Consider the following 18,243-nt stretch of genomic DNA (forward strand, 5'->3'; position numbering starts at 1 on the left):
GGTTACAGATCCATCAGCAGGCGGCGCGGATCTTCAAGCGCCTCTTTCACGCGAACCAAGAAGGTTACCGCGCCCTTGCCGTCAACAATGCGGTGGTCATAGGACAGGGCCAGATACATCATCGGGCGGATCTTGATCTCGCCATTGATGACCATCGGGCGTTCCTGGATCTTGTGCATGCCCAGAATGCCGGATTGCGGGGGGTTCAGGATCGGCGAGGACATCAGCGAGCCATAGACACCACCGTTCGAGATGGTGAACGTGCCGCCCTGCATCTCAGCCATGCTCAGCTTACCTTCGCGGGCGCGTTTGCCCTTTTCGGCGATAGCTTTTTCGATGGCCGCAAAGGACATGCTGTCAGCATCGCGGATGACCGGTACAACCAGACCCTGTGGCGTGCCAGCAGCCACACCCATGTGAACGAAGTTCTTGTAGACGATGTCCGTACCATCGATCTCGGCGTTGACTTCGGGAACCTCTTTCAGCGCGTGACAGCAGGCCTTGGTGAAGAAGGACATGAAACCCAGGCGCACACCGTGCTTCTTCTCGAACTGGTCTTTGTACTGATTGCGCAGGGCCATCACCTCGGTCATGTCCACCTCGTTATAGGTGGTCAGGATCGCAGCGGTGTTCTGCGCATCCTTCAGGCGCTTGGCGATGGTCTGCCGCAGACGGGTCATCCGTACACGCTCTTCGCGGGCTTCATCTTCGGCAGCAACCGGTGCGCGCGGAACCTGAGCAACGGGTGCCGGCGCAGCCGCCGCAGGTGCAGGGGCCGAAGCAGCCGCAACCGCCTTGGCTACATCTTCCTTCATGATGCGACCATCGCGACCAGTGCCGGTGACCTGATCGGCTGACAACCCGGCCTCGGCCATCGCCTTTTCGGCAGACGGCGCATTTGCAACATCCTTGCCGGTGCTTGCCGCAGCAGGAGCCGCAGCAGCAGCTGCCGGTGCAGGGGCTGCGCCTGCGGTCGCGCCCGAGATGACTGCCAGCTTTGCGGTTGCATCAACGGTTGCACCTTCCGGCGCGACGATTTCCGCCAGAACACCCGCAGCCGGGGCGGGTACCTCGACCGAGACTTTGTCGGTTTCCAACTCACACAGCATCTCGTCCTGCACGACGCTGTCGCCGACTTGCTTGAACCAGGTCGAAACAGTCGCCTCTGTCACGGATTCGCCAAGCGTGGGCACCATCACGTCAACCGACCCGCCCGATGCAGAGGGTGCGGCCTCGGGGGTTGCTGCGGCTGTTGCCGGGGCAGGCGCGGCTGCACCTTCACCGGCAGCAATCGTCGCCAGCAGAGCATCGACACCAACCGTGTCGCCTTCGGCGGCCACAATCTCACCCATCACGCCAGCTGAGGGAGAGGGCACTTCGACCGTCACCTTGTCAGTCTCCAGCTCACACAGCATCTCATCCACGGCGACTGCATCACCGGGCTTTTTGAACCATGTTGCAACAGTGGCTTCGGTGACCGATTCGCCAAGCGTGGGAACACGAACTTCAATCGTCATCGCTTATTTTCCTTCGAGGCTCAGCGCTTCGTTAACCAGCGCTTCTTGTTGGGCTTTGTGTTGGCTGGCCAGGCCCGTTGCGGGCGAGGCCGAGGTTGCGCGACCGACATAAGCCGGACGGGTATGTTTCGCGCCGATCCGGGAAAGAACCCATTCGATATTGGGTTCAATAAAGGTCCACGCACCTTGGTTTTTGGGCTCTTCCTGACACCAGACCATTTCGGCATTCTTGAACCGTTCAAGCTCGTTGATCAGAGAATGCGCCGGGAAGGGATAGAACTGTTCGATCCGCATCAGATAAATGTCGTCGATGCCGCGAGCATCGCGTTCCTCCAGCAGGTCGAAATAGACTTTACCGGAACACATCACCACGCGTTTGATCTTGTCATCCGCCACCAGCTTGGTGTCGGAATTGCCCTTCTGGGCATCATCCCACAATACCCGGTGGAAGCTGGATCCGGTGGTGAAATCCTCTGCGGTGCTGACTGCCAGCTTGTGGCGCAGCAGTGATTTCGGAGTCACCAGGATCAGCGGCTTGCGGAATGTCCGGTGCAGTTGGCGGCGCAGGATGTGGAAATAGTTCGCAGGCGTCGTGCAGTTCGCCACGATCCAGTTGTCCTGACCGCACATTTGCAGGAACCGCTCCAGCCTTGCCGACGAATGTTCGGGGCCTTGCCCTTCGAACCCATGCGGCAGCAGACAGACCAGGCCGGACATCCGCAGCCATTTCGATTCACCCGAACTGATGAATTGGTCGAACATGATCTGCGCGCCGTTGGCGAAGTCCCCGAACTGGGCTTCCCACAGGACCAGCGCATTTGGTTCGGCCAGCGAGTATCCGTATTCGAAGCCGAGCACTGCATATTCGGACAGCATCGAGTCGATCACTTCGTAATGCGACTGACCTGCGCGAATGTTGTTCAGCGGGTAATACCGTTCTTCGGTTTCCTGATGAACGAATCCGGAATGGCGTTGGCTGAAGGTGCCGCGCGTGGCGTCCTGCCCTGCAAGGCGTACCGGGTAGCCCTCGGTCAGCAGGGACCCGAAGGCCAGCGCCTCACCAGTGGCCCAGTCAAAGCCTTTACCGGTTTCAAACATCTGTTTCTTGTGCTCAAGCAGACGACCAACCGTCTTGTGCATGGCAAATCCGCTTGGTGCGCGGGTAAGGGCATCGCCGATTTCGGCCATGGTTTCCGGCGTGATCGCCGTCTCGCCGCGCATGTATTCGTCTTTGTTCTTGTCAAGATGCGACCAGCGCCCATCCAGCCAATCGGCCTTGTTGGGTTTATAGTCCTTACCGGCCTCGAATTCGTCGTTCAGATGAGCCTGGAAGGCCGCCTTCATATCCTCGATCTCACCCTCGGGGATCAGGCCATCCTTGACCAAGCGTTCCGTATACAAGGACAGCGTGGTCTTATGCGTCTTGATCTTCTTGTACATGATCGGGTTGGTGAACATGGGCTCGTCGCCCTCGTTGTGACCAAACCGGCGATAACAGAAGATATCCAGAACCACGTCCTTGTGGAATTTCTGGCGGAACTCGGTCGCCACCTTGGCTGCATGAACAACCGCCTCGGGGTCATCCCCGTTCACGTGGAAGATCGGCGCCTCGACCATCAGCGCGATATCCGTCGGATATGGGCTGGAGCGTGAAAAATGCGGCGCGGTGGTAAAGCCGATCTGGTTGTTCACCACGATATGCATTGTCCCACCGGTGCGATGCCCGCGCAGACCGCTCAGGCCAAAGCCTTCGGCCACGACGCCCTGACCGGCAAAGGCTGCATCGCCGTGCAGCAGAATGGCCATGACCTTGGTGCGGTCCGTGTCGCCCAACTGATCCTGCTTGGCGCGGACCTTGCCCAGAACCACAGGGTTCACCGCCTCAAGATGCGACGGGTTCGCCGTCAACGACAGGTGCACGCTGTTGCCGTCGAACTCGCGATCGCTTGAAGCACCGAGGTGGTATTTCACGTCGCCCGAACCATCCACGTCTTCGGGTTTGAAACTGCCGCCCTGGAATTCGTTGAAAATGGCGCGGTACGGTTTGCCCATCACATTGGCCAGAATGTTCAAACGGCCCCGGTGCGGCATCCCGATCACGATATCACTGAGGCCGAGCGCGCCGCCACGCTTGATGATTTGCTCCATCGCCGGAATAAGCGCCTCACCGCCATCGAGACCAAAGCGCTTGGTGCCCATGTACTTGACGTGCAGGAATTTCTCAAAGCCTTCGGCCTCGACCATCTTGTTCAGGATAGCTTTGCGGCCTTCCTTGGTGAACTGAATTTCCTTGCCATAACCCTCAATGCGCTCTTTCAGCCAGGCGGCCTCTTCCGGGTTCGAGATATGCATGTATTGCAGAGCAAAAGTGCCGCAATAGGTCCGTTTCACGATCTCGACGATCTGCCGCATCGAGGCGACCTGAAGTCCCAGAACGTTGTCGATAAAGATCGGGCGATCCATATCGGCATCGGAGAAGCCGTAGGTTTTGGGATCCAGTTCCGGATGATTGCTGGCCGCGCGCATGCCAAGTGGGTCAAGGTTGGCGGCCAGATGGCCCCGGATCCGGTAGGCCCGGATCAGCATCAGCGCCCGCAGACTGTCCAGCACCGCGCGCTTGATCTGGTCATCGCTGACTTCGACACCTTTGTCGGCGGCCTTTTCCTTGATCTTCTTGCCTGCGGCCTTGGCGTCAATCTCGGCCCACTCGCCGGTCAACGCACCGGTCAGATCATCCGCTGGCATGGGCGGCCAGTCCGTGCGCGCCCACGAAGGCCCTTCGGCCTCGCGCTGCACATCAGGCGCGGCGTCACCCATGGCCTTGAAGAACTCGACCCAGGCAGCGTCTACCGCACCGGGGTTCTTGGTGTACTGCGCATAAAGCTGTTCCAGGTATTCGGCGTTATGCCCCTGCATGAAGCTCGAGGCATGAAAGGCAGTATTGGGCGAGTGTTCGGTCATTGGGCTACCTCATGTGGGTTGGGACCGTATTGATTGGTGCCTGGTTGACTGGGGCGGGTCAGCCACCACAGCACCAGGAGGGGCGACACCACCAGAACGATAAGTGTCGGGATGACGATCAGCAATGTTGCGCGGGTAAACAAAATGTCGAGCGTTCCGCCATGCTGGAAACTCGAGGCGATCCCGATACCAAAGATCAGGACGGCAAAGGCCCCAAGGACCAGCAGGATCGGCAGCAGAGCGTACAGCCCACTGCGCCCGGTATCGTGCATCCGCCGCCACGCAACGGCCAGATGCGGGAAGAAGACGATCAGGCCGACGATGCTCTGCACCGGAGCCGAGGACGTTGCGGTGACAGATTTCACCTCATCGCTTTCGGTGATCGCGACCTGAGTGAAGAACTGCCAGTCGATGATGCCGGCGATGATGTTCCAAATCACGATGAACAGGAAAAAGAACCAGTATTCGGGCCGCGAGGCACGACCTGAGAAGGTGAAAAACTTGGAGAAACAGGTGCGTATGGCGTCGGAGAAGGTCATGCGAAGCCCTCTTCACGTGGCACCCCAAATCGATTTTTGTCTGGGTCGGAAGCAACCAGCATCAACCCGATAACATTGGACGCAACCAGCGCGCTTGTCACTATCGCGATTAGGAACACTGGAACAAAAAGAAAGATGACCAGAAGAAACAGGAGAATCGGTCCGCCGATCAGCAACCCGAAGCCAAGAAAGACATGATACCCCAGCCAAACGATAAATACTGTTGCGAACGGATAGAGCGCTTGATGCCCATCTTCGCCAGTATCCTGCAGCCGTCTGCACATTGCCGAAAGCAGGGGCAAAGACGCGGCGGTGATCACCAAAAGCCTCGAGGTGCCCCAGTTTACGAGAACGCTCCAGTCAAACAGTAATGCGGCGGAGATCGGCAAAACAATTGCAATAGGGGCAAACCACCAAAACTCAGAACGCGACGCTCTGCCCGAAAAGACAAATGTCTTTCGGATGCCGGTCGATATGGCTTGCTTTGGTCCCATCGTTACTGTTCCGCCCGGAATTGCCAAAGGCAAACTTCAGGATTGATGGGCGGGCGCGTCTCGCCCACCCCCGAGCCGGGCGTTGCCCCAAAAGCATATGCCCGGTTCTTGGTCACTTACCCAATCGCTTCCAGCACGGCTTCGCCCAGCTGCGCCGGGCTTTCGGCCACGACGATACCGGCCGAGCGCATGGCTTCGATCTTGTCTTCGGCGCCGCCTTTGCCACCGGCGACAATCGCGCCTGCGTGGCCCATACGGCGGCCCGGAGGGGCTGTGCGGCCTGCGATGAAACCGGCGGTCGGCTTCTTGCGGCCCTTCTTGGCCTCATCCGCCAGGAACTGCGCGGCTTCTTCCTCGGCCGAGCCACCGATCTCACCGATCATGATGATCGACTCGGTCTCGTCATCGGCCAGGAACCATTCCAGCACATCGATATGCTCGGTGCCTTTGATCGGGTCGCCGCCGATACCCACGCAGGTGGACTGGCCCAGACCCACATCGGTGGTTTGCTTGACGGCCTCATAAGTCAGAGTGCCCGAGCGGGACACAACGCCGACCGAGCCGCGCTTGTGGATATGGCCGGGCATGATGCCGATCTTGCAGGCGTCGGGTGTAATCACACCGGGGCAGTTCGGGCCGATCAGGCGGGATTTGCTGCCTTCCAGCGCGCGCTTCACCTTCATCATGTCCAGCACCGGGATGCCTTCGGTGATGCAGACGATCACTTCCATCTCGGCATCAATCGCTTCGAGGATCGAATCCGCAGCAAACGGCGGCGGCACATAGATCACGCTGGCATTGGCTTCGGTCACGTGCTTGGCCTCGTGGACCGAGTTGAATACGGGCAGGCCCAGATGCTCCATCCCGCCTTTGCCGGGGGTGACGCCGCCGACCATCTTGGTGCCATAGGCAATGGCCTGTTCGCTGTGGAATGTACCCTGCGAGCCGGTAAAGCCCTGACAGATCACTTTGGTGTTTTCGTCGATGAGGACTGCCATATTGTCCCTTTCTCTAGGCGGTGTTGGATTGATTGGGTTCAGTCGCCGGCAGAACCTGCGGCGCGTAGGTAATTTTCTCGAGCGTGGCACGTCCCAGGGCCAGGTTGGCCGTCGTACGCAGGCCGCTGCTGATTTCAGCGATGCCACGCCTTGCTTTTTGCCGGATCAGGGGCCAGCCTGTTGGCCGCGCGCGCGGCGCACCCATATTGTATTCGCCGGGCGCTTCGTTGCCCTGTTCGACCATGGCCGGGATCACCTGATAGATGTTGGTCTGGCGCGCCGCCGGCGAGGCGGAAGGGTTGAACAACAAACCATCCAGCGTAATGTCAAAGGGTTTCTGGGCCAGGAAGTGCCGGGCCGCTTCGCGTGTAAGCGCATAAGCTGCACCACCAGGATGGCGCGAGCGCATCAGGCGCAGTTCCCGCCCCAAATGGGACAAACGCTTGCGTCCAAGTGCCACGTAAAGCTTCGTGCTGCGCCAGCGTTCGAACCGGACGATATCGGCATCTGTGGGCCACCATGAGGCATCATTCAGCCAGTCTGCCAGTTCCGGTGTCAGAAACACATCATCCTCAAGGATCAACGCCTGTTCCGCGCCCGAGGCGATCAGCGCCTCCCATGCTTTGGCATGGCTGAGGGTGCAGGCCATGTCCTTGGTATGGAAATAGCCCCACGGCCCCTCGGCCCGACAGTCGCGCAGGAAATCCTCACGGGTGGCGGCGTCGCAATCAACAGCATTGACGCGCGTCGCCGACAGGCCTGCCTTTTGCAGCTCCTGCTCCATCAAACGCGCCCGCCCTGTGGCGCGTTCCAAGCCTATGAGGAAGATGGGGATGGTCATCAGATCGATTGCTTCTTTCGGCCTTGCGCGGCAATGCTTTTCAGCTTGGTTTTAGCCGCGATGGGGCGGGCCCGAGGCCAGCCCCACTTGAACAAGCTTAACCCTTGACCGCTTTCACGATCTTCTCGGCGCCGTCTTTCAGGTTGTCCGCCGCGATCACGTCCAGGCCAGAGGTGTTGATGATCTCTTTGCCTTTCTCGACATTGGTTCCTTCCAGACGCACAACCAACGGAACCTTTAGGCCGACCTCTTTCACCGCGGCCACGACGCCCTCGGCGATCACGTCACAGCGCATGATGCCGCCGAAGATGTTGACCAGGATGCCTTTGACCTGCGGATCGCTGGTGATGATCTTGAACGCCTCGGTCACCTTCTCTTTGGTGGCGCCGCCACCCACGTCGAGGAAGTTGGCAGGCTCGGCACCATAAAGCTTGATGATGTCCATCGTCGCCATGGCCAGACCGGCACCGTTGACCATACAGCCGATCTCACCATCCAGCGCTATGTAATTCAGGTCGTATTTGCTGGCTTCCAGCTCCTTGGGGTCTTCCTCGGTCGTGTCGCGCAGCTCGGCGATGTCGGGGTGGCGGTAGACCGCGTTGCCGTCAAAGCCGACCTTGGCGTCCAGCACCTTGAGATCGCCGCTGTCGGAAACGATCAGCGGGTTGATCTCCAGCATCTCCATGTCCTTCTCGACGAAGGCTTGATAGAGCTGACCCATCAGTTTGACGCATTGCTTGACTTGCGGGCCTTCCAGACCCAGCGAGAAGGCGATGCGGCGACCGTGATACGGCATGTAACCGGTGGCCGGATCGACCGAGAAGGACAGGATTTTCTCGGGCGTTGCGGCGGCCACCTCTTCGATGTCCATGCCGCCCTCGGTCGAACAGACGAAAGAAATGCGGCTGGTTTGACGATCTACCAGCAGGGCCAGGTACAGTTCGCGCTCGATGCCCGAGCCTGCTTCGATATAGATGCGGTTGACCTGCTTGCCTGCCGGACCGGTCTGATGCGTGACCAGAGTACGGCCCAGCATCTTTTTGGCTTCTTCGGCGGCTTCTTCAACCGATTTGGTCAGACGAACACCGCCTTTTTCACCGGCGTCGGCCTCTTTGAACGAACCCTTGCCGCGACCACCTGCGTGGATCTGTGCTTTGACAACCCAAAGCGGGCCGTCCAGCTCACCTGCTGCGGTTTTGGCTTCTTCGGCGCGCAACACGGCGCGACCATCGGACACCGGTGCGCCATAGCTGCGAAGGAGGGCTTTGGCCTGATATTCGTGAATGTTCATCGAAACTGTCCCGTCTGACTGCGTTTAATCGTTATAGGGGTGTCTAGCGGGCAAGTTTAAAGGGTTTTTTGATGCTCGATGGGTTTTTAGCGAAGATTTTCAACATTTGTGATCACGGGATTTTAGGGTGTGATCACAAAATTTCTGATGTGGCAAAACGATTCGAAAAAACTGCGCAGCGTCAGAAAACCACATTCGAAAAAAGGGATTTGCGGCGTTTGCGCCAACATTTGCGACCGGGACATGCGCGGGCCAAACGAAAACCGGCCCTGAAACGGGCCGGTCTGTTATTCGGAGTTCAGGGTTGTTTTACGCCAGCGAGCTGTCGATGCCCTTGCACGCGTCGATCAGACCCTTCACGGCGTTCACCGAGTTGTCGAACCCTGCCTGCTCGTCTTCGTTCAGCTTGATGTCAACGATACGCTCGACGCCGCCAGCGCCGATCACAGTCGGAACACCGACATAGAGCCCGTCTACGCCCAGTTCGCCGTTGCAGTAGGCCGCGCAGGGCAGAACGCGTTTCTGGTCTTTCAGATAGGCTTCGGCCATTTCGATCGCCGACGTTGCAGGCGCGTAATAGGCCGAACCGGTTTTCAGCAGGCCAACGATTTCGGCGCCGCCGTCACGGGTGCGCTGCACGATGGCGTCCAGTTTCTCTTGCGTGGTCCAGCCCATCTCGACCAGATCAGGCAGCGGAATACCGGCAACGGTCGAGTAACGGACCGACGGCACCATGGTGTCGCCGTGGCCGCCCAGAACGAAGGCGGTGACGTCGCGCATCGAGACGTTGAACTCTTCCGACAGGAAGTGTGCAAAGCGCGCGGAATCAAGCACCCCTGCCATGCCGCAGACCTTGTTGTGCGGCAGGCCCGAGAATTCGCGCAAGGCCCAGACCATCGCGTCCAGCGGGTTGGTGATGCAGATAACGAACGCTTCGGGTGCGTGGGCTGCGATGCCTTCACCAACCGACTTCATGACTTTCAGGTTGATGCCCAGCAGATCATCGCGGCTCATGCCCGGTTTGCGGGCCACGCCTGCGGTCACGATGCAAACATCCGCGCCAGCGATATCGGCATAGTCGCTGGTGCCTTTCATCGAGGCGTCGAACCCTTCCGAAGGGCCGGATTCAGCGATGTCGAGCGCCTTGCCCTGAGGCAGCCCGTCTGCGATGTCAAACAGGACAACGTCACCCAGTTCTTTGACAGCTGCGAGATGTGCGAGCGTGCCGCCGATGTTCCCCGCGCCGATCAGCGCAATCTTGGGTCTGGCCATTTGGAATTTCTCCATATCCGGTCGGTATTGAAATCGCGGTTGTGCTAGTCGTTAAAACGTCAATAGGCAAGAGTTCTGCGACGTGGCATACAACCGCATACTGTTTGCAGGCCCCGCTTTGATTGCGCTAAACGGCCTTTGAGACAAGCCAAAACCGGGACTGTCACATGTTCGAATTGAACTTGATGTTTTTTGCCGTGGCGATCCCTGCCGTGATCTTTGCCGGTATTTCAAAGGGCGGTTTCGGTTCCGGCGTGGCCTTTGCCTCGTCGTCGATTCTGGCCTTGATCCTGACGCCCGGGCAGGCTTTGGCCCTGATGCTGCCGATCTTGATGGTGATCGACGTGGCCACTTTGGGTCCCTATTGGAGGCGGTGGAGCTGGCCGGATTCCCGTCTGCTGATCCTTGGCGCCGTGCCCGGTGTGGCGATGGGTGCGTGGCTTTATCGTGCAACAGATGATGATCTGTTGCGTCTGCTGATTGGTGGCATCTCGGTCGGGTTCGTAATCTGGCACATCGCGCAGTCGAAAGGGTGGGTGCGCGGGTTTGCCAGGCGACTGCCGCCGTCTTCCGGTTTGTTTGCCGGGCTGGTCGCGGGTTTCACAAGTTTCGTCAGCCATGCCGGTGGCCCCCCGGCAGCGGTCTATCTATTGTCGCAACGCCTGACGAAAACGGAATTTCAAGCCAGTACGGTACTGGTTTTCTGGGTGATCAATATCGCGAAATTCATACCTTATGCGTATCTGGGTATGTTCACATGGCAGACGTTATGGGCGGATTTGCTGCTGACACCCTTTGCGATCCTGGGGGCATGGCTGGGCGTCCGGGCACATTTCATGTTGTCCGAACGCCTGTTCTTCGGGCTTGCCTATGTGCTGCTGACGCTCACCGGCAGCAAGCTGATCTGGGACGCGCTTACCTGATCAGGCATTGGGTCGCAGCGCCTCGGTCACCTCTTCAAAAGCCTGACCAGAAGCCACAAGGCAGGTGATCCCGTTGGGCAACGTCACCGTGATCGTCCAGCTGCCGGTTTCGTTCGAGGCAAAAAGCTCCATGACGGCGCCTTTCCGGGCCAGTCCCAAACCCCTGCGCGTTTCGCCATAGGCCTCGTGCAACCGTTCCAGTACAGCTTCTCTGGGCGCACAGTTTTGACCCTGAGCATGCACATGTTGCGCGGCCAGGACCATGATCCCAAGCCCCATCGTCATCTTGAACACCGTCTTTCGCATCCCGTACCCCTTTTTGATTCCAACTGCCGATCAGGGTGGGTGGCAAGGGACGAAATCCGGTTAAGGGAACGCACGTTGCGTCGGGTTTGCTGCGGTGCGGCGATTTTGTGCTTGAACTTTCCTGCAAAAAATGTCCCATTCCGCGCAACTTTATTTCAATGGGAGTGGTCCATGGATCCTCGTCTGCGCCCCTATCGTTCGGTTCTCTACATTCCTGGTTCGAGGGACCGGGCCCTGGACAAGGCCCGTTCTTTGCCTGTGGATGCGATCATCTTCGATCTGGAAGATGCAGTTGCAGCGGACGAAAAAGAAAACGCTCGCGAAACGCTGAAAGGGGCCTTGGCCGCTGGGGGCTATGGTGCGCGGGTCAAGATCGTCCGGATCAATGGGCTGGACACCGAATGGGGGCGTGCCGATGCCGAGGCGGTGCGCGACATGGATGCCGATGTTGTCCTGTTGCCCAAGGTGAATTCGGCGGCTGACGTGGATGCTCTGGCGGCGATCACCGGAGAATTGCCGATCTGGGCCATGATGGAAACGTCGCGCGGAATGCTGAACGCTGCCGAGATCGCCGCGCATCCGCTGATGGCCGGGTTCGTGATGGGCACAAACGATCTGGCCAAAGAACTGCAAACCCGCTTTCGTCCCGATCGCCTGCCGATGATGACTTCGCTGGGTCTGTGCCTGTTGGCCGCCAAGGCCGAAGGGCTGATCATCATCGATGGCGTGTACAACGCATTCAAGGAAGCCGAGGGTCTGGCCGCCGAGTGTGCGCAGGGTCGCGACATGGGCTTTGACGGCAAAACACTGATCCATCCGGCCCAGGTCGATGTGGCCAACACGGCCTTCGCACCATCGGATGACGAGATCGATCTGGCCCGCCGCCAAATTTCGGCATTCGAAGAGACCGAAGCGCAAGGGCAGGGTGTTGCCGTCGTGGATGGCAAGATCGTTGAAAACCTGCACGTTGCAACGGCCCGTGAAATTCTGGCAAAAGCAGAGGCGATTTCAGCTTTGCAAGCGGGGTAAGCCAGCATGGGCTTTGTTCTTCTGATTTTGGGCGTGGCGCTGTGGTGGGCCGCGCATCTGTTCAAACGCGTGGCGCCTGAACGCCGCGCCGCGATGGGCGACGGGGGCAAGGGGGCAGTAGCCCTGGCGCTGGTCGCGTCGATCCTGTTGATGGTGTTCGGCTATCGCATGACCGACTTCATTTATGTCTGGGCGCCGCCGACCTTCCTGATTCACGTCAATAATCTGTTGGTTCTGATCGCGATTTTCATGATGAGCCCCGCGGGCACAAAAGGCCGGGTGCTGAACAAGCTTCGCCATCCGATGCTTGGTGGATTCAAGCTGTGGGCCTTTGCGCATTTGCTGGTGAACGGAGATCTGGCCTCGATCATCCTGTTCGGCGGTCTTCTGGCATGGGCCGTGGTCGAAGTTGTTGTGATCAACAAGGCCGAACCCGACTGGACGCCCGGTGAACCGGGAACCTATGGCAAGGATGCGATGTTCTTTGTGGCGTCGATCGTGCTGCTGGTGATTATCGGATATATCCACGGCCTGGTCGGACCGTCTCCGTTTGGCTCATGAGGACCTGACCCCATGGCGAAACTCTATCGTTTGTTGACCGAAGAAGACACGTCAGCCTTCTGCCACAAGGTGTCAGATGCGCTGGCGAAGGGATGGGAGCTGCACGGCGACCCGTCCTATGCCTTTGACTCAGCCAACAATGTAATGCGGTGTGCGCAGGCTGTGACCAAAGAGGTCGAAGCCGACTATTCCCCCGACATGAAACTGGGACAGCAGTAATGGTAAAAACAAATCCGGGCCGATTTTTCGAGGATTATTCCGTAGGGCAGGTGTTGCAACACGCCGTGCCGCGCACAGTGACCGAGGGCGAACGCGGTTTGTATCACGCGCTTTATCCCGCGCGTCACGCGCTGTATTCCTCGGACGAATTTGCCCGGGATTGCGGTTTGCCGGAAAGTCCGCTTGATGATCTGGCGGCGTTTCATCTGGTTTTCGGTAAAACGGTTCCGGATGTCTCGTTGAACGCGGTAGCCAATCTTGGTTATGGCGAAGGCCGTTGGCTGAAACCCGTCTATGCCGGTGATACCCTGCGATCTGTGTCCGAGGTGATTGGCGTCAAACAGAATTCCAACGGGAAAACAGGTGTCGTCTGGGTCCGCACCCGTGGATTGAACCAATTGGACGAAGTCGTCATCGAATATGTCCGTTGGGTGATGGTGCGCAAGGCAGACGTGAATGCGCCAGCGCCCGAAACGGTTGTTCCCGAATTGAAGAAGGCCTTGACGCCCCAGGATCTGATCGTGCCCGAAGGTCTGGATTTCTCGAATTACGATTTCGCTTTGGCCGGTGAAGCGCATCGTTGGGGCGATTATGAAATCGGAGAGAAAATCGACCACGTGGACGGCGTCACCGTGGAAGAGGCCGAACACATGCTGGCCACGCGATTGTGGCAGAACACCGCCAAGGTGCATTTCGACCTGACGTTCCGCCCGGAAGGCAGGTTGATCTATGGCGGGCACGTGATCTCGATGGCGCGGACATTGTCGTTCAATGGGCTTGCGAACGCGCAGATGATTGTCGGCCTGAATGGCGGCGCGCATGCCAATCCGTGTTTCGCGGGCGACACGATCAAGGCCTGGTCCGAAGTTCTGGATAAGGCAGAAACCGGTGTTCCCGGCGTGGGTGCGATCCGCCTGCGTCTGGTGGCGACAAAGGGTGGCGATCCGTTCGTTTTGAAGAATGACGAGGGCCGGTATTTGCCGGATGTGCTTCTGGACCTCGACTATTGGGCGCTCATGCCGCAATAGGCGTGCTGACGGTAATGTGAGCCATTCGCGTGCAAGCCGTGCTAGGCTTGCAACATGCATATTCTGCGCGCGATATTGACCAGCGTTTGTCTGGCGCCGGCGGCTCAGGCCTGCGATCTGGCGCTGGCCCTGGCGGTTGACGTTTCCGGCTCTGTCGACGCCAGCGAGTTTCGTATCCAGATGGACGGGCTGGCCGCTGGTCTGCGTGACCCGATCGTGTCCGAGGCATTGGTTCGTGGTCAGGCGCAGTTGATGCTGGTGCAATGGACCGGGTCGTCGCGCCAGCAGGTCACGATCCCCTGGACCCGAGTTGACAGTTTCGCGGCGCTGGATCGTTTTGCCGATCAGGTTGCCGAAGATCCACGCATCTGGCGGAACTTCTCGACAGCGATTGGCGAGGCGCTGCACACGACGCTGGACGCATTTGAGTCCGTTTCCGATTGCAAACGGCGACTGATCGATCTGTCGGGGGACGGCGTATCCAATGAAGGCGTCGAACCGACGCAAGTTCACGCGGCTTTGCGCAACCGCGGCATTGTCGTCAATGCGTTGGCCATCGAAGAAAGTGAACCGGACCTGACGGCCTATTTCTTTGAGAATGTCATCGTGGGTGAAGGCGCTTTTGTCGTTTCGGCCTCGGGCTTCGCGGACTACCCGGAACGAATTCGCAAGAAACTGCTGCGCGAAGTGACGCAGCAAACGGCAGGCCTGAAATGACAGTCAGGAGATTCGTGATCACATGCCTTTGGTCTTGAAATCGCTAACATTGATGAAGGGGAATGTTAAATGTGATCACGACAATATTTTGTGTGATCACATACCGGAATAATCCGTCAAATTGCGCTGAATTTAGTGGTTTTTGCACCCGCAGCACGTGACAGTGTCGCAAAAAACAGTAAAACGTTCGGTAGCCAACCGAAAAGGAGCCGCCATGGCCGATGTAAATCGGGGCAACCGCCCACTTTCGCCGCACCTGTCGATCTATCGTCCACAGCTGACGTCGGTCACATCCATCCTGACACGCATCACCGGAAACGCGCTACTGCTGGCGGCGCTGCTGATCGTCTGGTGGTTTCTGGCCGCAGCAACGTCGCCCGAGGCCTTCGCCGTTGCGAACGGAGTGATTACTTCGGTGCTTGGCGATCTGGTGATGGCTCTGTCCGTTTGGGGTCTTTGGTATCACACGCTGGCCGGTGTACGGCACCTGATCTGGGACAATGCGATTGGGCTGGACCTTCCCACAGCGACAAAGCTGGGCTGGGCCGTCGTCATCGGATCGGTCGTGCTGACCCTTCTGACCCTTGTCATCGTCGCGTGATTGGAGGCCTTACATGCGTTATCTGACCGACCGCAAACGCGCCACTGGCCTTGGCTCGGCGAAATCCGGCACCGCTCATTTCTGGGCGATGAAAGTCAGCTCGGTGGCTCTGCTGATCCTTGTGCCTTTGTTTGTTTTCACCTTCGGCCCGGTTCTGGGTCAGCCGTTTGACGTGGTACTTGAATACTACTCGCGGCCCTTCCCGGCCATCGTGGCAGCACTGACGCTGGCGGTTGGCTTCAAACACTTCGCAGACGGTGCGCAGGTGATGCTTGAAGACTATGTTCACGGCACGCTTGAGAAGGTCCTGATCATTCTGGTGACCTGCCTGTCCTACGGTGCGGCCGCGGCCGGCATCTTCGCCATCGCGCGCATTGCCCTTTAATTCCCGGAGCTGAAAGAAATGGCTGCATACGAATACGAAACGCATGAATATGACGTGGTCGTTGTCGGCGCCGGTGGGGCCGGTCTGCGGGCGACATTGGGTATGGCGGAACAAGGCCTGCGTACGGCCTGCGTGACCAAGGTTTTCCCAACCCGTTCTCATACCGTGGCCGCGCAGGGTGGCATTGCCGCGTCGCTGTCGAATATGGGCCCCGATCATTGGCAATGGCACATGTACGATACCGTCAAGGGCTCGGACTGGTTGGGCGATACCGACGCGATGGAGTACCTCGCCCGCGAGGCGCCCAAGGCGGTCTACGAGCTGGAGCACTATGGCGTTCCGTTCAGCCGGACGGAAGAGGGCAAGATTTATCAGCGCCCCTTCGGTGGACACACCACTGAATTCGGAGAAGGTCCTGCGGTACAGCGCACCTGTGCAGCCGCCGACCGGACCGGCCACGCGATCCTACATACTCTGTACGGACAGTCGCTCAAGAACAACGCCGAGTTCTATGTCGAGTATTTCGCCATCGACCTGATCATGTCCGAAGACGGTCAGTGTCAGGGTGTCGTCTGCTGGAAGCTGGACGATGGCACCATGCATGTCTTCAACGCCAAGATGGTGGTGCTGGCTACGGGTGGCTACGGCCGTGCCTATTTCAGTGCGACCTCGGCCCATACCTGCACCGGTGATGGCGGCGGCATGGTGGCCCGTGCTGGGCTGGCCTTGCAGGATATGGAATTCGTTCAGTTCCACCCCACCGGCATCTACGGTTCGGGCTGTCTGATCACCGAAGGCGCGCGCGGCGAGGGCGGGTACCTGACAAACTCGGAAGGTGAACGGTTCATGGAGCGCTATGCGCCCCAGTACAAGGACCTCGCACCGCGCGATTACGTTTCGCGCTCGATGACCATGGAAATCCGCGAGGGACGTGGCGTAGGGGCCGAAGGGGATCACATTCACCTGAACCTCAGCCACTTGCCTGCCGAGGCTCTGGCGGAGCGCCTGCCCGGCATCTCGGAAAGCGCCAAGATTTTTGCGGGTGTGGATGTCACCAAGGAACCGATCCCGGTTCTGCCCACCGTGCATTACAACATGGGCGGTATCCCCACGAACTATTGGGGTGAGGTTCTGAACCCGACTTCCGACGATCCGACTGCGGTCGTTCCCGGTTTGATGGCCGTTGGCGAAGCCGGTTGTGCCTCGGTCCACGGTGCGAACCGACTGGGGTCGAACTCGCTGATTGACCTTGTGGTCTTTGGCCGGGCGGCAGCGATCCGGGCTGGCAAGGTTGTCGACGCCGAATCCCCCAACCCGGTTCTGAACCAGGCGTCGGTCGACAAGGCGTTTGACCGTTTTGATGCGGTGCGTAACGCCAGCGGTTCAATCCCAACCGCTGATCTTCGGCTTGAGATGCAAAAGACCATGCAGGCGGATGCGGCCGTGTTCCGAACCGCCAAGACCATGGCCGAAGGCGTCGAGAAGATGACGGCGATTGCCGCAAAGATGGACGACCTGAAGGTCACAGACCGTTCGTTGGTCTGGAACAGCGATCTGATGGAAACCCTTGAACTGACCAACCTGATGCCAAACGCGCTTGCCACCATCGTCGGCGCCGAGGCCCGCAAGGAATCCCGAGGGGCCCACGCGCATGAGGACTTCAGCGAGCGTGATGACGAAAACTGGCGTGTTCACACGGTCAGCCGGGTTGAGGGCAGCAAGGTTGAGCTCAGCTATCGTCCGGTCATCGTTGATCCGCTGACGACCGAGGACCAAGGCGGTATCAGCTTGCAGAAAATCGCGCCCAAAGCGCGGACGTTCTAAAGGCTGGTCAGGAACAGGGGCGAGATGGCAGAGTTTTCTTCGACCGATTATTGGCAACGCCGATATGAGCGCGGCAAGACCTCGGGAGCGGGGTCTTACGGGCGTCTTGCCGTCTACAAAGCGAATTTCATCAACACGATGGTCGAGATGGAAGGCGTGGACTCGGTTGTAGAATTGGGATCGGGCGACGGAAATCAGGCGCAATTGTTTGATATCCCGAAATATACCGGTCTTGATGTCTCGGACCTCTGCGTTCGTCGCTGCAACGAAGTTTTTCGATCCCGCCCCAATTGGGTGTTCAAAAACGCCGATTCCGAGGTTGAGCCGCATGACGTTTCTCTTTCGCTGGATGTCATTTATCATCTGACCGAAGACAGCGTTTTCGAGAACTACATGCGGCGGTTGTTCGGGCTGGCAAAGCGTTTTGTCGTTATCTATTCGTCTGATTTTGACCAGAACCCTTCCAACCAGCATGTGCGCCATCGCCCGTATTCCCTGTGGGTTGAAGAATTCATGCCCGGCTGGCAGCTCTATTGTGAAGAAGAGAACCCGTTTGCCGTCAAAGGGCATGCGCATGCCTCAAAGAACAGCTTTGCCGCGTTCAAAGTGTTCGAGCGGAGTTGAACGTGTGACTGGCGCAAGCACCATATCGACCCGGAAAGCCAAACAAGCCGCTTTTGATCCAGTCACATTCCGGAAGGGCGTTCAAAAAAGCGCAAGTCATGGTGAAATCCCAG

19 protein-coding genes are annotated in these 18,243 nt (G+C 58.6%); 10 read left to right on the forward strand and 9 right to left on the reverse strand.

Features of this window, described 5'->3' with window-relative positions; genetic code table 11:
- Positions 1-2 precede the first annotated feature (2 nt).
- From odhB to mdh, 8 genes are all read right to left on the reverse strand, one after another.
- Complete coding sequence (gene odhB, locus GS612_RS15765; protein ID WP_171641632.1) at positions 3-1,517, reverse strand: 2-oxoglutarate dehydrogenase complex dihydrolipoyllysine-residue succinyltransferase; 1,515 nt, start codon at positions 1,515-1,517, stop codon at positions 3-5.
- Between the two features lie 3 nt (positions 1,518-1,520).
- Positions 1,521-4,478 (reverse strand): 2-oxoglutarate dehydrogenase E1 component, encoded by a 2,958-nt coding sequence (locus GS612_RS15770; RefSeq protein ID WP_171641634.1) that lies wholly within the window; start codon positions 4,476-4,478, stop codon positions 1,521-1,523.
- A complete protein-coding gene (locus GS612_RS15775; RefSeq protein WP_171229787.1) occupies positions 4,475-5,017 on the reverse strand; it encodes a DUF805 domain-containing protein in 543 nt (180 codons plus the stop codon). The genes GS612_RS15770 and GS612_RS15775 overlap by 4 nt, the downstream gene beginning before the upstream one ends.
- Positions 5,014-5,511, reverse strand: coding sequence for a DUF805 domain-containing protein (locus GS612_RS15780; protein ID WP_152456827.1), 498 nt, complete (start codon positions 5,509-5,511; stop codon positions 5,014-5,016). Before GS612_RS15780 ends, GS612_RS15775 begins: the two co-directional genes overlap by 4 nt.
- A gap of 116 nt (positions 5,512-5,627) precedes the next feature.
- Positions 5,628-6,509 (reverse strand): succinate--CoA ligase subunit alpha, encoded by an 882-nt coding sequence (gene sucD, locus GS612_RS15785; protein WP_152456828.1) that lies wholly within the window; start codon positions 6,507-6,509, stop codon positions 5,628-5,630.
- Between the two features lie 13 nt (positions 6,510-6,522).
- Positions 6,523-7,350 (reverse strand): glycosyltransferase family 25 protein, encoded by an 828-nt coding sequence (locus GS612_RS15790; RefSeq protein WP_171641636.1) that lies wholly within the window; start codon positions 7,348-7,350, stop codon positions 6,523-6,525.
- A 97-nt stretch (positions 7,351-7,447) separates the two neighbouring features.
- Complete coding sequence (gene sucC, locus GS612_RS15795; protein WP_152456830.1) at positions 7,448-8,641, reverse strand: ADP-forming succinate--CoA ligase subunit beta; 1,194 nt, start codon at positions 8,639-8,641, stop codon at positions 7,448-7,450.
- A 309-nt stretch (positions 8,642-8,950) separates the two neighbouring features.
- A complete protein-coding gene (gene mdh / locus GS612_RS15800; protein ID WP_171233113.1) occupies positions 8,951-9,913 on the reverse strand; it encodes a malate dehydrogenase in 963 nt (320 codons plus the stop codon).
- A 167-nt stretch (positions 9,914-10,080) separates the two neighbouring features.
- Here mdh and GS612_RS15805 point away from each other — a divergent pair, with 167 nt between their 5' ends.
- Positions 10,081-10,836 carry a sulfite exporter TauE/SafE family protein gene (locus tag GS612_RS15805; RefSeq protein ID WP_171229784.1) on the forward strand — a complete coding sequence of 252 codons (756 nt, stop codon included), beginning with the start codon at positions 10,081-10,083 and terminating at the stop codon, positions 10,834-10,836.
- Here GS612_RS15805 and GS612_RS15810 read toward each other — a convergent pair whose 3' ends face one another.
- Positions 10,837-11,142 (reverse strand): hypothetical protein, encoded by a 306-nt coding sequence (locus tag GS612_RS15810; RefSeq protein WP_171641638.1) that lies wholly within the window; start codon positions 11,140-11,142, stop codon positions 10,837-10,839.
- Between the two features lie 171 nt (positions 11,143-11,313).
- Here GS612_RS15810 and GS612_RS15815 point away from each other — a divergent pair, with 171 nt between their 5' ends.
- The 9 genes from GS612_RS15815 (at position 11,314) to GS612_RS15855 (ending at position 18,130) form a co-directional block, all read left to right on the forward strand.
- Positions 11,314-12,171: a CoA ester lyase gene (locus tag GS612_RS15815; RefSeq protein WP_171641640.1), complete on the forward strand. Its 858-nt coding sequence runs from the start codon at positions 11,314-11,316 to the stop codon at positions 12,169-12,171.
- Between the two features lie 6 nt (positions 12,172-12,177).
- A complete protein-coding gene (locus GS612_RS15820; protein ID WP_171641642.1) occupies positions 12,178-12,732 on the forward strand; it encodes an NnrU family protein in 555 nt (184 codons plus the stop codon).
- A gap of 12 nt (positions 12,733-12,744) precedes the next feature.
- The gene (locus tag GS612_RS15825) at positions 12,745-12,951 is read left to right on the forward strand and encodes a DUF1737 domain-containing protein (RefSeq protein ID WP_171171155.1); all 207 of its coding nucleotides are present in this window, start codon (positions 12,745-12,747) and stop codon (positions 12,949-12,951) included.
- On the forward strand, positions 12,951-13,979 hold the full coding sequence (locus GS612_RS15830; RefSeq protein WP_152456836.1) for a MaoC family dehydratase: 1,029 nt from the start codon (positions 12,951-12,953) through the stop codon (positions 13,977-13,979). The genes GS612_RS15825 and GS612_RS15830 overlap by 1 nt, the downstream gene beginning before the upstream one ends.
- 54 nt (positions 13,980-14,033) lie before the next feature.
- Positions 14,034-14,696 (forward strand): DUF1194 domain-containing protein, encoded by a 663-nt coding sequence (locus GS612_RS15835; RefSeq protein ID WP_152456837.1) that lies wholly within the window; start codon positions 14,034-14,036, stop codon positions 14,694-14,696.
- Between the two features lie 214 nt (positions 14,697-14,910).
- Complete coding sequence (gene sdhC, locus GS612_RS15840) at positions 14,911-15,297, forward strand: succinate dehydrogenase, cytochrome b556 subunit (RefSeq protein ID WP_152456838.1); 387 nt, start codon at positions 14,911-14,913, stop codon at positions 15,295-15,297.
- Positions 15,298-15,310: 13 nt separating this feature from the next.
- Positions 15,311-15,682, forward strand: a complete 372-nt coding sequence (sdhD, locus tag GS612_RS15845; RefSeq protein ID WP_171641643.1) for a succinate dehydrogenase, hydrophobic membrane anchor protein — start codon at positions 15,311-15,313, stop codon at positions 15,680-15,682.
- Positions 15,683-15,700: 18 nt separating this feature from the next.
- Positions 15,701-17,506, forward strand: a complete 1,806-nt coding sequence (sdhA, locus tag GS612_RS15850) for a succinate dehydrogenase flavoprotein subunit (protein ID WP_171641645.1) — start codon at positions 15,701-15,703, stop codon at positions 17,504-17,506.
- A gap of 24 nt (positions 17,507-17,530) precedes the next feature.
- On the forward strand, positions 17,531-18,130 hold the full coding sequence (locus GS612_RS15855) for a class I SAM-dependent methyltransferase (RefSeq protein ID WP_171119694.1): 600 nt from the start codon (positions 17,531-17,533) through the stop codon (positions 18,128-18,130).
- The last annotated feature ends 113 nt before the right edge of the window (positions 18,131-18,243 follow it).

Origin of the sequence: Ruegeria sp. HKCCD6157 (assembly GCF_013110685.1) — a bacterium.
In the GTDB taxonomy this organism is placed as follows: Bacteria; Pseudomonadota; Alphaproteobacteria; order Rhodobacterales; family Rhodobacteraceae; genus Ruegeria.

What these genes read in the sequence shown, in the direction of transcription:
- GS612_RS15835 (WP_152456837.1), top strand. Translation starts at nt 14,034, where the DNA reads ATGCATATTCTGCGCGCGATATTGACCAGCGTTTGTCTGGCGCCGGCG.
- sdhC (WP_152456838.1), top strand. Translation starts at nt 14,911, where the DNA reads ATGGCCGATGTAAATCGGGGCAACCGCCCACTTTCGCCGCACCTGTCG.
- GS612_RS15825 (WP_171171155.1), top strand. Translation starts at nt 12,745, where the DNA reads ATGGCGAAACTCTATCGTTTGTTGACCGAAGAAGACACGTCAGCCTTC.
- mdh (WP_171233113.1), bottom strand. Translation starts at nt 9,913, where the DNA reads ATGGCCAGACCCAAGATTGCGCTGATCGGCGCGGGGAACATCGGCGGC.
- GS612_RS15775 (WP_171229787.1), bottom strand. Translation starts at nt 5,017, where the DNA reads ATGACCTTCTCCGACGCCATACGCACCTGTTTCTCCAAGTTTTTCACC.
- GS612_RS15855 (WP_171119694.1), top strand. Translation starts at nt 17,531, where the DNA reads ATGGCAGAGTTTTCTTCGACCGATTATTGGCAACGCCGATATGAGCGC.
- GS612_RS15820 (WP_171641642.1), top strand. Translation starts at nt 12,178, where the DNA reads ATGGGCTTTGTTCTTCTGATTTTGGGCGTGGCGCTGTGGTGGGCCGCG.
- GS612_RS15780 (WP_152456827.1), bottom strand. Translation starts at nt 5,511, where the DNA reads ATGGGACCAAAGCAAGCCATATCGACCGGCATCCGAAAGACATTTGTC.
- odhB (WP_171641632.1), bottom strand. Translation starts at nt 1,517, where the DNA reads ATGACGATTGAAGTTCGTGTTCCCACGCTTGGCGAATCGGTCACCGAA.
- sucC (WP_152456830.1), bottom strand. Translation starts at nt 8,641, where the DNA reads ATGAACATTCACGAATATCAGGCCAAAGCCCTCCTTCGCAGCTATGGC.
- GS612_RS15815 (WP_171641640.1), top strand. Translation starts at nt 11,314, where the DNA reads ATGGATCCTCGTCTGCGCCCCTATCGTTCGGTTCTCTACATTCCTGGT.
- sdhD (WP_171641643.1), top strand. Translation starts at nt 15,311, where the DNA reads ATGCGTTATCTGACCGACCGCAAACGCGCCACTGGCCTTGGCTCGGCG.
- GS612_RS15790 (WP_171641636.1), bottom strand. Translation starts at nt 7,350, where the DNA reads ATGACCATCCCCATCTTCCTCATAGGCTTGGAACGCGCCACAGGGCGG.
- GS612_RS15810 (WP_171641638.1), bottom strand. Translation starts at nt 11,142, where the DNA reads ATGCGAAAGACGGTGTTCAAGATGACGATGGGGCTTGGGATCATGGTC.
- GS612_RS15830 (WP_152456836.1), top strand. Translation starts at nt 12,951, where the DNA reads ATGGTAAAAACAAATCCGGGCCGATTTTTCGAGGATTATTCCGTAGGG.
- GS612_RS15805 (WP_171229784.1), top strand. Translation starts at nt 10,081, where the DNA reads ATGTTCGAATTGAACTTGATGTTTTTTGCCGTGGCGATCCCTGCCGTG.
- GS612_RS15770 (WP_171641634.1), bottom strand. Translation starts at nt 4,478, where the DNA reads ATGACCGAACACTCGCCCAATACTGCCTTTCATGCCTCGAGCTTCATG.
- sdhA (WP_171641645.1), top strand. Translation starts at nt 15,701, where the DNA reads ATGGCTGCATACGAATACGAAACGCATGAATATGACGTGGTCGTTGTC.
- sucD (WP_152456828.1), bottom strand. Translation starts at nt 6,509, where the DNA reads ATGGCAGTCCTCATCGACGAAAACACCAAAGTGATCTGTCAGGGCTTT.